Source organism: Candidatus Endolissoclinum faulkneri L2 (assembly GCF_000319385.1).
GTDB classification, from domain to species: Bacteria; Pseudomonadota; Alphaproteobacteria; order Thalassobaculales; family Thalassobaculaceae; genus Thalassobaculum; species Thalassobaculum faulkneri.
This window is the reverse complement of the sequence record NC_019566.1, coordinates 789,314-803,091: the sequence shown is the minus strand read 5'-3', so window position 1 is coordinate 803,091 and position 13,778 is coordinate 789,314. Positions and strand designations below refer to the sequence as shown.

At 33.5% G+C, this 13,778-nt stretch carries 9 protein-coding genes and 1 tRNA gene; 3 read left to right on the top strand and 7 right to left on the bottom strand.

What is annotated here, in order from left to right:
- Positions 1-1,450 precede the first annotated feature (1,450 nt).
- Positions 1,451-3,358, top strand: coding sequence for a peptidyl-prolyl cis-trans isomerase (locus A1OE_RS02445; protein ID WP_420885809.1), 1,908 nt, complete (start codon positions 1,451-1,453; stop codon positions 3,356-3,358).
- 1,367 nt (positions 3,359-4,725) lie between these two features.
- Here the strand turns inward: A1OE_RS02445 and A1OE_RS02440 are convergent.
- The 4 genes from A1OE_RS02440 to plsX form a co-directional block, all read right to left on the bottom strand.
- A tRNA-Pro gene (locus A1OE_RS02440) sits at positions 4,726-4,799 on the bottom strand.
- A gap of 486 nt (positions 4,800-5,285) precedes the next feature.
- Positions 5,286-5,600, bottom strand: coding sequence for an integration host factor subunit alpha (locus A1OE_RS02435; RefSeq protein ID WP_015088539.1), 315 nt, complete (start codon positions 5,598-5,600; stop codon positions 5,286-5,288).
- Between the two features lie 103 nt (positions 5,601-5,703).
- Positions 5,704-6,708 (bottom strand): beta-ketoacyl-ACP synthase III, encoded by a 1,005-nt coding sequence (locus tag A1OE_RS02430; protein WP_015088538.1) that lies wholly within the window; start codon positions 6,706-6,708, stop codon positions 5,704-5,706.
- On the bottom strand, positions 6,705-7,766 hold the full coding sequence (gene plsX / locus A1OE_RS02425) for a phosphate acyltransferase PlsX (protein ID WP_044283252.1): 1,062 nt from the start codon (positions 7,764-7,766) through the stop codon (positions 6,705-6,707). Before plsX ends, A1OE_RS02430 begins: the two co-directional genes overlap by 4 nt.
- 49 nt (positions 7,767-7,815) lie before the next feature.
- Between plsX and A1OE_RS02420 the strand changes: the two genes are divergently transcribed.
- Positions 7,816-8,142, top strand: a complete 327-nt coding sequence (locus tag A1OE_RS02420) for a hypothetical protein (RefSeq protein WP_044283251.1) — start codon at positions 7,816-7,818, stop codon at positions 8,140-8,142.
- 24 nt (positions 8,143-8,166) lie between these two features.
- On the opposite strand, the gene A1OE_RS04485 is transcribed toward A1OE_RS02420, so the two are convergent.
- Positions 8,167-8,325 carry a hypothetical protein gene (locus A1OE_RS04485; RefSeq protein ID WP_015088536.1) on the bottom strand — a complete coding sequence of 53 codons (159 nt, stop codon included), beginning with the start codon at positions 8,323-8,325 and terminating at the stop codon, positions 8,167-8,169.
- 801 nt (positions 8,326-9,126) lie between these two features.
- Between A1OE_RS04485 and A1OE_RS02415 the strand changes: the two genes are divergently transcribed.
- Entirely contained in the window at positions 9,127-9,657 is a 531-nt protein-coding gene (locus A1OE_RS02415) for an outer membrane protein assembly factor BamE (RefSeq protein ID WP_158512540.1), read from the top strand.
- Positions 9,658-10,997: 1,340 nt separating this feature from the next.
- On the opposite strand, the gene A1OE_RS02410 is transcribed toward A1OE_RS02415, so the two are convergent.
- Both A1OE_RS02410 and thiL read right to left on the bottom strand, forming a co-directional pair.
- Entirely contained in the window at positions 10,998-12,179 is a 1,182-nt protein-coding gene (locus A1OE_RS02410; protein WP_044283250.1) for an MFS transporter, read from the bottom strand.
- Between the two features lie 590 nt (positions 12,180-12,769).
- Positions 12,770-13,762, bottom strand: coding sequence for a thiamine-phosphate kinase (gene thiL, locus A1OE_RS02405; RefSeq protein ID WP_015088530.1), 993 nt, complete (start codon positions 13,760-13,762; stop codon positions 12,770-12,772).
- Positions 13,763-13,778 lie beyond the last annotated feature (16 nt).

Below are 13,778 nucleotides of genomic sequence, written 5' to 3'. Positions count from 1 at the left end.
ATATTTTCCTAATGGAGAAGTTATTAATAGATTTTTAGATGTTTGTATTTGAAAACGCTAGTTAGTTCATCTTCCAGTGCCAGATTTGATATGGAATTTCATGTCATCTCTAGAAGAGATCGTCATAGAGATAAGGTAATACTGCTATGTAAGCTAAATCGCAATATACAATATTGTTTTTATCTGTTATAAATTTACTTTGCTATAAAGCAAATGAGAGATTTTTGTCAATTCATTAAGCAATTAAATGTTTTGATAATTTAATCCGGAATAAGATTTTTTTTGCTAATGGTAAATCTTAAAATATATGAAAATAGCTATTGTAAATAGAGATGTGCTTTTTTAATAAACTTTAAATTTAGCTATTCGTTTATTCATTAACTATGGCTGCTTTATGTTCTTGAAAAGAAATCGCTAGCAACTTTACTCCAAGTAAGCATTAAACATTAATTTACAGTATTACCCATAAGATCTTACTTTCTGTGCACCGTATGCTGTCTTTCTTTGCAATAATATTAAGAGTAATTTATCGTATAAAAATACGTTACTAATATATTTGGTAATCTAAAAATTAATAGTTTAAGCACGCTATTTCATGATAGCGAAAATTAAATTATTTTGGCATTAATCTAGTTTTTGTATTTAATAGCAATCATGTAATGGTTGAAAAAATATTTGATTTGGCCAGTAATTGATTGTGCTATTTTACTAGAACAATAAAGAGCAATTAGTTTGCCTCTTTTAGAGTATCTGCATTAAAAGAAAAAAAAGATCGTTGTATTTTTACTCAAAACCTCTTGTAACTAATAATTTGATTATGTTTTGCCATAAAAATTAATAATCTTTTAAGACAAGATAACAATCAGAATTTTTGCTAGTAAAATTTTGTTTAAGTGTTAGAGTGTGTAGATAACTTGCTATTTTAAATCGCAAGTTATCAGTAATGTAATTAAAATTAGGAGTAATTTATCTATTAGGGTTTAATGCAGAATTGCGGAAAGAATAATTTAACTTTTAACTAATATACTAATTTTTGCGCTTAACTTATGGGCAAAAATCACTAAGACTTTTATGCCGTTAAGGAGCAACGTACGAAAATTATTTTTATACTTGACTTTTCGTATTCTCATCGGAATCTCAATTAAATTAAGAATTAGGACATTTATAATTTTTGATTGATAGTATTGTAAAGATTTATAAAGTATTTATCGCTGTAGTTATAATTATTTTTTTTTGCATAACTCACAATCCAGTTGAGAAAAATATATTATAGTTTGCACTTCCTCGAATAATATATTTTCGTCATTTAATTCGATATTTTTCCCTTAAAATATGCTATTGACAGCAGTTATTTTTGCTGCGTATCAGTTTATAAGTTAAACTATATCTAGGGAAATTTATTGGAGATCTCATATATGACCTTATACACCATATCCTTAACACACTATAAATATCCTTAACGAACTATTATCTTCAGCGTATCTTCGCTATGGTTAGATCATTATTCCTTAAGATCTTGTTTGTACTTCTGATTATTAGTTTTCTGATTTGGAGTACGGGTGATGTCATTTTCAGTAGCTTTAATAATCACGACGATGCTATTAGTGTTAATGGCGAAGTACTAGTTACTGCGGTCGATGTAAAAAAAGAATTTGAGCGCATACGTCAACAATTTGGCGTTCCAATTACAGCAGAGCAAGCAATGAAAATCGGTCTGCTAAAGCAAACTATGCGCAAACTCAGCGAGCAAAGTCTCATTTTAACAACTGCCAATCGTTTAGGTATATCGATCAGTAATAGAGAAATTGTACGTATGATTCATAAGCAATTCTGCGATAGCTTAGGTCAGTTTGATCGTGTGGCTTATAAAAGCTTTTTGTCCAACAATGGCTGGGAAGAAGTAAATTTTATACGAAGTATACGACAAGACATGCTTCGCGATCAACTACTTACAGCTATAATCAATGACGATTCAAGTATTGTCCCAGAAGTCTTTGTAAAAGCCTTGAATGAATATCGAAAAGAACGCCGGATTGCAGACGCTGTGCGCATTAACGCTGCTCGCTTACCTTGCCCTAAGTTACCCAACGACTCGGTAATTTTAGCTTATTACGATAAACATAAAAATAAATACAAGACTCCAGAATACCGTAAGATAAGTTGGATCGCTTTATCGGTAGATAATATAGCACAAAACATTAAAATATCTGATGATGAACTTATTGATATTTTTGAAGAACGCAAAAATTTATTCAATACAAAAGATTCTCGCAGGATTAATCAGGCAATTTTTCAGACTAAAGAAAATGCTCGTATTGCTTATAATCGAATTCAGGCCGGTGAATCTTTTTCTGCTGTAGTTAAGGAAATGACAGGCCGGAACGCTGATAATCTTAATGTTAGCAAAGTCACTCGTAATAAAATTATTGATGATCTTGTTGCTAATGCTGTGTTTAATATCAGCAAACCAGGCACTGTGAGTAAGCCGATAAAGACTGAATTTGGTTGGACATTATTGAGTATAAGTGATCTCGAAGTTGGGGCTTCGGTCAATTTTGAAGACGTACGAGATGATTTAAAGCACGATGTTTTATCAGAGCGAGCCTATGAACAATTGTTAAAATGCTCTTCTTCCATGGAAGACGCACTGGCCAGTGGTTTGACCATTGAAGAGGTTTCGCAATTAATGAAGATTCCTTTGCATCAGATTTCATTTTTATCGCGTGTTGGTAGCCTAGTGGAAAGTATGCAGGTTAACAAGTTACCTGACGATCCGTTTTTAGATATTGCCTTAAAAACTGAAAACGGTGCTTATAGTGGGGTAACTAAAACTAATGACGGCAATACATTCTTTATTTTGCAGGTGAATGGTGTTACTCCTTCTCAAATTCCACAGCTAAAGGATATACGAGAGAAAGTAGTTTTAGATTGGATGAGAGAGGAACGTTTAGAGAAAAGCAAGAAGATTGCGAATGCTATTATTCATGACGTGACTAATGGTACGTCGTTATTGCATTCAGCGACTAAGCACGGACTACAAATCGAGAGACTGTCAGCAATTACCCGAAAGGGTGATTTCCTTCCTTCTGGTTGGCCTATCGCAACAGTGGAAGCCTTGTTTGAGCAAAAAGTTGGTGACGCTAAAGCACTTAGCAGTAAAGAGGGAAGCGCGATAATTTCTTTGAAAAAAATCATCAAAAACATACCTAATACTGCTTCCGTAGAGAAGCAGCTCAATCGTGAGTTTGCTAGCGGTAGGGCTAAAGATTTGTTTGATCTGTTAGTAGCTGATCTTAAATCAAAGAACAAAGTTGTTGTAAATTCTAGCAATGTCTATCAATTATTAGCACTTAACTAAAGCTAAGTCACTAAAATAGTCATATTTTGGCTTTTGACTAATTTCGACCATTTATATGGTAGGCTTAAATTTATGAAACGACAGTGATGCAGAGATAGATACTTTATCCTTAATTACTATAGGGAAGTTTTTGATTTTATATTTAACTTTAAGTAATGGACTTATTTTTCTCTCTGAAATTTTATAGTCAATAATTAATATATAATTGCATGATATTATAATTAATCTGTTGATTTATTTAGCAAATTTACTATAGTTGATAAATGATATTTGCTAATTATACTTCTTTACGCGTCAAAATTTATAGCAATTAATACTAAGTCTATTTTTTTTATTACTAAGATAATTTTAATTGCTAAATATTTAGATATATTATGCAGGTCATTCCTAATAATTTCAGTGTATGATTAGTTCAATACTTAGACTAATAAACTGCTAGACGATTTACAATTAATTAAGAATACTGTAAAAGAAAGTAGACGTAGTTCATTAAACTTAATTCAGGTAATTATATTACTTAAGCTTATTTTCATAAATCAATGACGAATAATTTAGTTTATATTCTACGCATAAAAATTAGCTTATACTATACCCTATAGTATTAAAATAATTTAACTATTTATAAATAACAAGTTTTACCAAATATTTTAGCAAAAATAATATTCTATCTTGTTAATTAACGATAAAATAAAATTTATTTTTAATAAAAAACATTATATAATATTTTAATTAAACTAAATGTTAGCGTTATTCATTATGTAATGTTTGTTAACATCACTCCAATAACTTAAAGAAATCAACTTAATTTTTTTATATTTCTTGCTAATTACGTAGCTACTTAGATTATAAAAATAACAGCGAATGTTGGCAATTGCCGGGAATATCCTAAATAACAGATAGACTTTTGATCTACTAACTGCTATCTGTAATTATAGAAAAAAAATTATACGTAATAATAATTTATTGTGTTTAAGAAAAAAATTTTCTCTTGTTTGATTCAATAAAAATCTAATCATACTTAATATTTAATCTGTAGATTAAATATTAAGTATGATTAGATTTGACATACCTTTTACTAATTTTCTAACTAACACTTATTGTGGATTTAAGTTAGATTAATTTTGACTTATTAATCAACGATAAAATCATAGTGGGAATATATAAAGTAGGATTTGCTGCAATATAACGGCATTAAATCAATAAATAATTAAAGCACTTGATAAAATCAATTTAATTATTAGAGCTTAAAAATTTTAATTCTGAATATTCTGAGCTAGTAAACATATAATAACATAGAATTAAATTATTACAGTATTATTTATAATAATAAATTGAATAAAACTATAATCAAATCAAAATTAAAATAATCGGAGCGGTGGGATTCGAACCCACGACCACCACACCCCCAGCGTGGTGCGCTACCGAGCTGCGCTACGCTCCGAACTACTGCAATATAGGTAATCTGAATTGGCTAAAACACTAATAATTATTTTTTAATTTTACTGCTACCTGAAGTAATTATTATTAAGCATATTTTAGCGCCAAGAATTACTTCTAGCTTGATATCGCTCTAATGCTCTTTCTTCAGAGAAGTGTGTTTTATTTTTGTAAATATTTACTAATCACCTCAATACTTGCTTATATCAGCTAAGAGTACTCAATATTGAGTACTCTTAGCTTCTTTTAATAGTACGCAATATAATCTCAATTCATAATTAGGCTTGCTATAGTAGCCTACACAATACAACAGCAACCTACTAATTTTTACTTAGTAAACAAGGTTAATATTTGACTTTAAAAATTAATAGCATAAATGGGATAAGCTCCACATACTACTGCTCAATCAGCTTGATTGTAAACAATACAAAATTTATCTGTTATCTATGGCTTTGTAGATAAATCCTTATGCTTGAGGTATTGTTTTATATTAATTTGAATTTTTTTCTTCTAAATCTTGGTTAATTCTATTTCTTAAGACATGAGATGGACGAAATACTAGAACTCGGCGAGGAAGTATTGTAACTTCCTCGCCTGTTTTCGGATTTCTGCCTATTCTTTTTCTTTTTTGGCGAACTGAGAAACTGCCAAAAGAAGATATTTTAACTATTTCTCCACGAAGCAAAGCTTCAATAATTTCCTCAAGAACTGATTCGACGAGATCTGCCGATTCATTACGGGAAAGGTCCACTTCTTGATAAATGGCCTCGCTCAGATGAGCTCTAGTGAGAGTTTCGCCTGTCATTTATATCCTCATTTTTAGTAAAAAATATTACCGCAAAGAAAATCAAGCGTCAATTAATTCGGTGATTTCAAGAGAGTGATAGCAAGTTAGCTGTTTGCTTGTCCTATTTCCTATAGTACCAAGAATGTACTGGAAGACCAAAACGAACAACTCCTGCACCCCAGGCAAGTCCTCCGCCGATAGCACTTAGGAGTAGCAAATGTCCAGCGCAAACCCGACCATCACGTACAGCTTCATCTAGCGCTAATGGGACCGAGGCTGCTGAGGTATTAGCGTGACGTTCAATGGAAACCAGTACTTTCTCAGTTGGTATTTTCATGCGGTTGATTATGGAATCAATGATGCGTCGATTAGCTTGGTGGGGTATCAGCCAATCAACATCGTTAGGAGATAAACCGTTATCTTCCAACGATTCATCTATTACGCTAGATAGCTTAGATACTGCATGGCGAAAAACTTCTTTTCCGTTCATGCGTACATGACCAACGGTCTTGGTCGCTGAAGGACCACCATCGACATAAAGAATATCTCGTTCAGATCCATCAGTATGCAGATGGGTAGAAAGCACTCCCCAGTTTTCGTTGTTATTAGCATCTATGACGCGTAAAAGTACCGCTCCTGCCCCGTCGCCAAACAGTACACAGGTAGTTCGATCTTTCCAGTCAAGTAGGCGTGAAAAAGTTTCTGCACCGATTACTAAGGCTGTGCTGGCCTGGCCTGACTTCAAGAAGTTGTCTGCTACCGCAATAGCATAAATAAATCCTGCACATACTGCTTGTATGTCAAAAGCAGCACCATTAAAAGCGCCAAGTTCTTTTTGTACCTTGGTTGCTGTCGCTGGAAAAGTATCATCTGGAGTTGTTGTAGCCACAACTATTAAATCGATAACCTCAGCATCAAGTTTAGCCATCTCAAGAGCATGGCGGGCTGCTTTAATGGCGAGGTGACTAGTAAGTTCTGTGTGATCAGCAAAATGGCGTTGTCGAATGCCAGTACGTTGACGAATCCATTTATCGGATGTATCCACCCATGCGGAGATTTCCTCATTACTGACCACGCGCTCTGGAAGATAAGATCCGGTCGCGATCATTATGGACCGTTTTATCATGCTGTTGCCACCACTTTTGATTGCTCTGCCGGGAGATCAAGACCGTTATTAGTTAATTCTTCACGAACTTTCTCAAGAAATCTATAACGTTTCATATCAGCTGCTACACCGATAGCATTAGCAAATCCAAGAGCATCAGTGCTACCATGACTTTTTACAGCAATGCCGTTAAGGCCTAATACCATTGCTCCGTTATATCTTCTTGGATCTATACGTTGACGTAGTTGGCCAACAGCGCTGCGTGCCAAGAGGTAGCCAATTTTTGACAATAAAGAATTATGAAATGCGTCGCGCAGAAACTGACTAATTAGTTCTGAGGTGCCTTCTGCTGTCTTTAAAGCAATATTACCGGAAAATCCATCAGTGACAACCACATCCACCGTGCCAGCTGGTATGTCATCTCCTTCCACGAATCCATAGAATTCGAATGGCATGTTAGTCATTCTTTGTAATGTAGCTGCTGCCTCACGAACGCAAGTGTTGCCCTTTTGACCCTCAATACCTACATTTAGAATGCCCACGACTGGTCGTTTAAGTCCTAAAACTGTTCGTACAAATATTTGCCCCATAATAGAAAATTGTACTAGATTCTTCGCATCACAGGCAATATTGGCTCCGAGATCTAACATTACACTCTCACCGCGTTTAGTGGGAAAAAATCCTGCGATCGCGGGTCGATCGATTCCAGGCATTAGCCGTAGCACTTTCTTGGAAAGTGCCATCAAAGCGCCGGTGTTTCCAGCTGATACAACGCAATCTGCCTTATCATTTCCCACCAAGTCAATCGCTAGACGCATGCTAGAACCTTGTCCTTGACGCAGAGCTACTGATGGTTTGTCTTCATCGGCAATAGCTTTTTTTGTGTGTATAATCTCTGGCAAATGTTTTTTGAGACGTTTGGTTGTTTTTAACAAAGACAATATCAGTGCTTTATCTCCTACTAAAATGATTTTAAGATCTGGGCTTCGTTCCAGCGCTATATCAACACCCTGAATAATCATTTCAGGTGCTTGGTCACCGCCCATAGCGTCCAATGCAATTCTTAGGTCTTTTGACACTAGTCAATCCTCATTGTCAATTTTTAAAAGGTACTAGCATTACAAACCTATGAACATCGATCGAAGAAACTTTGGCGTTTTTATCAATGCTGCGCATCGATTTTTATTGGCAAAACGCCTATCCTACCTACCGATTGGCGCCCAGGCGGGTTTTACGTCACATGGAATTAGTCAGTTGACAAGTAAGCTATGCTATTTTGATATCGCAGTTTTTAACAAAGCTCGCGCTGCGAAGAGCGAGTCTACGCAAATATCTATCTTTTATTTCCTTATTTGTACACTGCTATTCTCAACGTTAATCTTCCATGCACTAACAATTGTGCGAGTATATGGATTAATCAAAATGCATAAAATTGCGGCTATAATTTTGCCCTAACGTCGGAAATTTTCCTTTCAGAGCTTAGAGATCTTTAACGATTAGGTCAAGTTTAACTTCTAACTTATAGATTTGTTGATTGTGATTAAACAACTCATCTATCTCATCTGTTACTTCATTGGCGATTGATTTTAAGATAATCGTACACTGCAGCACAAAGCTGGCAGCTAACGTGCTATTCATTATCGATCCAATCTGTATACTTGCGCTGGTGTATTGTCGACATCGTCCTGAGTGATAAAAGATTTAGTAATCCGAAACGCTCCGATAGCACAACAAGCTACGATTGATTTGCTTCGAAAGTGATATTTTATACGTTGAGTTATACTAATAAATGAAATAAGCGGCAATAACAGTGTGTTGACAGAGTATATAATTAGATTTTTTTATTTTATACTATATACATACATGGTTCAAGTGTACTAAGCATACCGAAAGAGCATATATATCATTTTAGCAAGCATCTATGATTCCGAATACCTATTATTTAGTGGCTAGCTTTTTAATATAATTTTTGTAAATGTCGTTCTTTGTACTGGTTGGAATAATAGTTAGATGACTATACTAACTAAAAAAACATAACATCGTAACTAAGCTAATTTTATAATTCTAAGGTTACATTTCTTCTTTACTTAAAGACTACATAATCACAATTATTACTAATTGATATGTGAAGTAATTGGAATATAAATAGGCTACTTTCTGTAAACTTTCCGCTTAATGCCCTTGCATTAGGGACTCTGTAAGTAGTCAGATAGAGTGAGATTGAATGTACAAAGTTTGAGCAAATTGCAATAGTTGTTTGAGAAAATTGCTGAGCTAGATTGCATCAAACAAACTTGATACTATTTGGCAGCTTTTCAAGCTTTTGCTTGATTACTTGACTTGTTTCTCAAGAAAGAAATTACGAGCATAATGACCAGAATTTTTGATATTAATAGCACTTATAACGATTCTTCTTTTAAAAAAATTAACGGTTTTTTCATGCGACACTCGATTTGTAGTTTATTAATTTCTATCGAAACTATACAAGTAATATTTACGAAGTTAAACAACTCAATCAATTTATCTATTATGCACATGCATCGCATCGTTGCTCTTTTTATTGGTGTTTTAGTTGTTATCGTTGCTGCTTGTAGCCCGCAAATTAAAGATCACGGTAACACAGTAGACATGAAAAGTCTAGCTAACATTAAGTTAGGTCGTACGGAACAATCGGAAGTCCTTGACTTATTAGGCTCACCTTCCAGCTATGCTAATTTTGGTGAAGATCAATGGTATTATATTAGCCAACGCATTAAAAGTCAGGCTTTTTATAAACCGAAGACAATCGAGCGACGAATAGTTTGCATTAATTTTGAATCTAGTGGTTTAGTTAAGTCTGTTAAGGTACTAAACCTGAATGATGGTAAAAAAATTACTCCTCTCAGAGACGAAACTCCAACTGCTGGTCAAAACATTACTTTGCTTAAGCAGCTTATCGGCAATATAGGACGCTTTAGCCCTGATGAATAAAGTCAATTTAACTTTTATAAGATATAATTTAATCTAGTTAATATCTATCTTTATACTTTTAGTGAGTTTTTGCTCAAACGCCCAAAAACTTATGAGACGCTAATTTCAATTCAAAATAATAAATTTCATTAAACTAATAAAGAAAATTTCAGCAATTCTAGGGAATACAAAACTTAAAAAAATTCTTTGTTAGAAGATATAATTCGACCTTATCTATTATATTAAAAGTAATTTTTGTTATTAAATATAGATTCCAGAGTTAATTGCAAGATAAACAAAATGAAATCTTCTTCAAGATACGAATGAAGCCAATATGCACACAATAATTAACAAATTGTCAGTAATTAGATTATTTGTTGCTCAATTAACGATACTAATATGATCTAGGTTTACAAACATTTACAGGGAATTACCATCTATGCGTTTGGAAATGTATTGCCATTTGAGGCAAAAAGCTAAATGCAAAGTATAATCGTGATAATAAATTGACGAAGATATTAAATTTTATGCGCAACAATCCTACCTCTTACACTTTTTTTCTTCAACATGACATAATACTTGTTGTATTGTTTTTTAACAAGCTTTTAACACTATGAGGTTTAGGACTTCCACCTAAAAAATCAATAATTACTAACACAATATCATTATATATAAGCGACTAAAATTTATTTTCTAATCTATTATTATGAATTACTAATTGTATATTGTAGAATGTCGTTTATTCAGAAGATGGCAATAAAAATATCTAGGGTAAATTAGTTTATTTTCACTTTATTTGATCTTACCAGCCAAACAAATATGCGGTAGAAAATCATTGATTTTTGTTTCGCTCATCGTTAATTCATTGATCTCTATTAAATATCCTGGCCATATACCGATGTCAAAACACAGCTATATTAACTCGTTAGATAGTACTAATGCAAAGATATTATTTAACATTAACAATAATTATATGCAATAAAAAGTCTCTTTGAGACTATGAAGGGAAAATAAGATTATGAATTGCTTGTTAATCAAACAAACAAAAATCAAAAATATTTCTTTTGCTATTAGCCATATTTTTTAAATAGCACTAATCAAAGATTTTTATAAAAAATATTTTACATAACATAACAAATTTTACTACACGAATATAACCCAACGGATGGGATAATTTATCATTACAAAATATTTTAATACCTTCTTATGCAAATGCTTAAGTTAGTATTAAAGCAGCTTGTTAATTTTAATTAAACTATCAATTAATAAAATTGAATGACAACAAATATAATTATTATTTAAACATACATAGTTAAATATGATGAAAATATTATTCACCAGTAGCAGATATATCTATCTTATTAATTTGATGACACAGATTTATTATACCATAGAATAATTATTCCTGCAAAAACTACAAATGGCAGAATGCAAATATTAACTGCCTGCCACCCAAAAGTATGGCTAATATAACCTGAGAATAATGTAGCAAATGTAGAAGCTGAAAATACCAAAAAATCACCAAAACCTTGAATCTTCTCACGTTCATTGATGCTACATGACTCTGTAAGAAGAGTACTACCACCTATAAATAAGAAGTTCCAAGCGATACCTAACAAGATCATTGAGGAAAAAAATTGAAGTAATTCAACTCCTGAAAAATTAATAGCAATACAAATAAGGTAGGTAATTACTCCGGCCAGCATTATGCGAATTACCCCTAACGTATTTATTAGTGATCCAGTAAACAATGATGGCAAGAACATACCAATTGAGTGCCATTGGATTACAGATGTTGATTGACGAAAGGAAAATCCACATTTTTCCATCACTAATGGTGTCGCAGTCATAATAAAAGTCATACTACTATATCCTACCATAGCACTAATAACAGCTACAAAAAATTTAGGTTGACGGGCAATCTCCAGTAAAGGACGGCAATACTGAGAATTAATTATGACATTAGGCCGTGGTATGCGTAAAAAGGCAAGAAAGACAAGAGTTATTGCTTGCAAAGCTGCGATAGCTAAAAAGTTTCCAGCAAACATAATCGGAGCAAACCAGTCGTATGAAGCTTTCGCAATTTCTGGACCTATTATGGCAGCTAACACTCCTCCAGTCAAAACTAATGAAATTGCCTGTGATCGAAAATTATTGGGACTAGTATCAGCAGCAGCGTATCGGTACAGCACGGCAAAGCCGTGAAATGACCCAATTAGAGTAGAAGCTATGCAGAATAATAAAAAATTTATTGAAAATATAGCCGAAATCCCGATAAATGCTCCAGTCATACCAATAAAAACGCCAGTAATAAAACCCAAACGTCGGCCAACATAACGCATATATAAAGCTGCTGGCATAGTTGTCAGCATTGTTGCAGCAGACTGAAAGGTGAGTGGAAGTGTAGCATATGATGGGTCAGGGGCTATGTTTTTCCCAGATAGCCCTGTAACTGCAATGCTTATAGTCATTGCAGACATCGACAACGCTTGGGAAATTGCTAACAATGCTATATTTTTAGTAAATGGATTACTGAATAACATTAAGTATTTTATGCGCAACCAAGATTTTCTTCAAGTATTAAAGAATTGTAATAATAAGATAAATTTTTTGCCAATTAAAATTACCTTCATGCATCATAATTTAGTGTTGTGACGATAGTCAGATTGTAATTATGATATAAAATATATTATCATAGATATTGACCTTTTTAGATCATCCTAGGATGGTATATTTATACGAAGTAGATTAGTTATTGACTAATGATTAAGTTTAATTTTCAAAAGTTTGAATGATTTAAAAATTATTTGTCAAAAAAATAATCTGCTATATAGAAGAATATTATATTCTTGTTTAGATTTAGCTGGAATATTAATTCGATAAGAATTACTAATTTTATTAGCTATAAATTAATTGTAGTATTGTTATTCAGAAAGAGATTTTTGATCAAAAAAGCTAGCAATATAACTATACAAGTATTTTGTTTATAAAAATGTGTATTATGCTTGTACTCACTAAAAAATTTATACTTTTTATACAATAAACGTTACCTTTTTAAGGTCGAAAACGACATTCTGACAATAAACTAACATCTTTTTAGGATAAGTAAAATTTTCTAGACGTTAAATCTCAATTAAAAATGACTCCATCCTGATTCTGCCAACAAATTAAGTTTAGTACCGTTATAATCTAAAACATCAACACCCTTACCTGAATCTACCCAACCTATACGAGTGATGGGTATTTCTAATTCGTAGCTTGCCTGCTGAATTTGTGTGATAGCATCAGGTGCCGCGGTGAATAACAATTCGTAATCATCACCACCCGTTAGAATTAACTTAAGCATTTCTGAACGATCTGCGATTATGCAAGAAACTGATTCGGAAATTGGTAAAGCACTCCCATCAATGACTAATCGGCAGTTGGACTGATTCGCTATATGTTGAGCATCTCGAATCAAACCGTCTGAAACGTCAATAACAGCAGCTGCAATTCCTGACAACCGACAACCAAGCGATATACGCGGTTGAGGTAAGCGATAACGATCTACAAGTTCCAAGTATTGTTTAGATAGCATTCCCTTTGCTACTTTTAGGCCAAATGCACCATCACCAATCGTGCCACTGATCCAAAGATCTTGACCTGGCATAGCCGCAGAGCGACGTAGCAACTTACCTTTATGGACGATTCCAAAAGCAGTGATTGCCAAAGTCATAGGCCCATTCGTAGATACAGTATCTCCACCAATAAGATGTATACCGAATTCTGCTTGATCAATTGTTAGTCCATTGGATACTTTTTTTAGCAAACACTGCGAATCCGGCAAATTTTTGCGCAGTGCTATGGTAAGTGTATAGCCGTATGGCGTAGCTCCCATAGCGGCCAAATCTGATAAATTTACTCGTAACGCTTTACGAGCGATCAATTCAATTGGATCATTCGGCAAAAAATGTACGTTGCAAATTATGGCATCAACTGTAACCACCCATTCTTGTTGCGGGCTAATCGGAGGTAGTACAGCAGCGTCCTCTAGTAATCCGAATGTGCCTGACGCATTCTTGGTAAGAGGCGTAAAGAATTTAGCGATTATATTAAACTCATCTATTAGATCATTTTCTTTACTCACAATAACCCATTCAGAC

Bases quoted from the DNA above. Each gene is read 5' to 3' on its own strand.
- A1OE_RS02410 (WP_044283250.1), bottom strand. From the start codon at position 12,179: ATGTTATTCAGTAATCCATTTACTAAAAATATAGCATTGTTAGCAATT.
- A1OE_RS02415 (WP_158512540.1), top strand. From the start codon at position 9,127: ATGCGACACTCGATTTGTAGTTTATTAATTTCTATCGAAACTATACAA.
- A1OE_RS02430 (WP_015088538.1), bottom strand. From the start codon at position 6,708: ATGATAAAACGGTCCATAATGATCGCGACCGGATCTTATCTTCCAGAG.
- A1OE_RS04485 (WP_015088536.1), bottom strand. From the start codon at position 8,325: ATGAATAGCACGTTAGCTGCCAGCTTTGTGCTGCAGTGTACGATTATC.
- A1OE_RS02420 (WP_044283251.1), top strand. From the start codon at position 7,816: ATGAACATCGATCGAAGAAACTTTGGCGTTTTTATCAATGCTGCGCAT.
- A1OE_RS02435 (WP_015088539.1), bottom strand. From the start codon at position 5,600: ATGACAGGCGAAACTCTCACTAGAGCTCATCTGAGCGAGGCCATTTAT.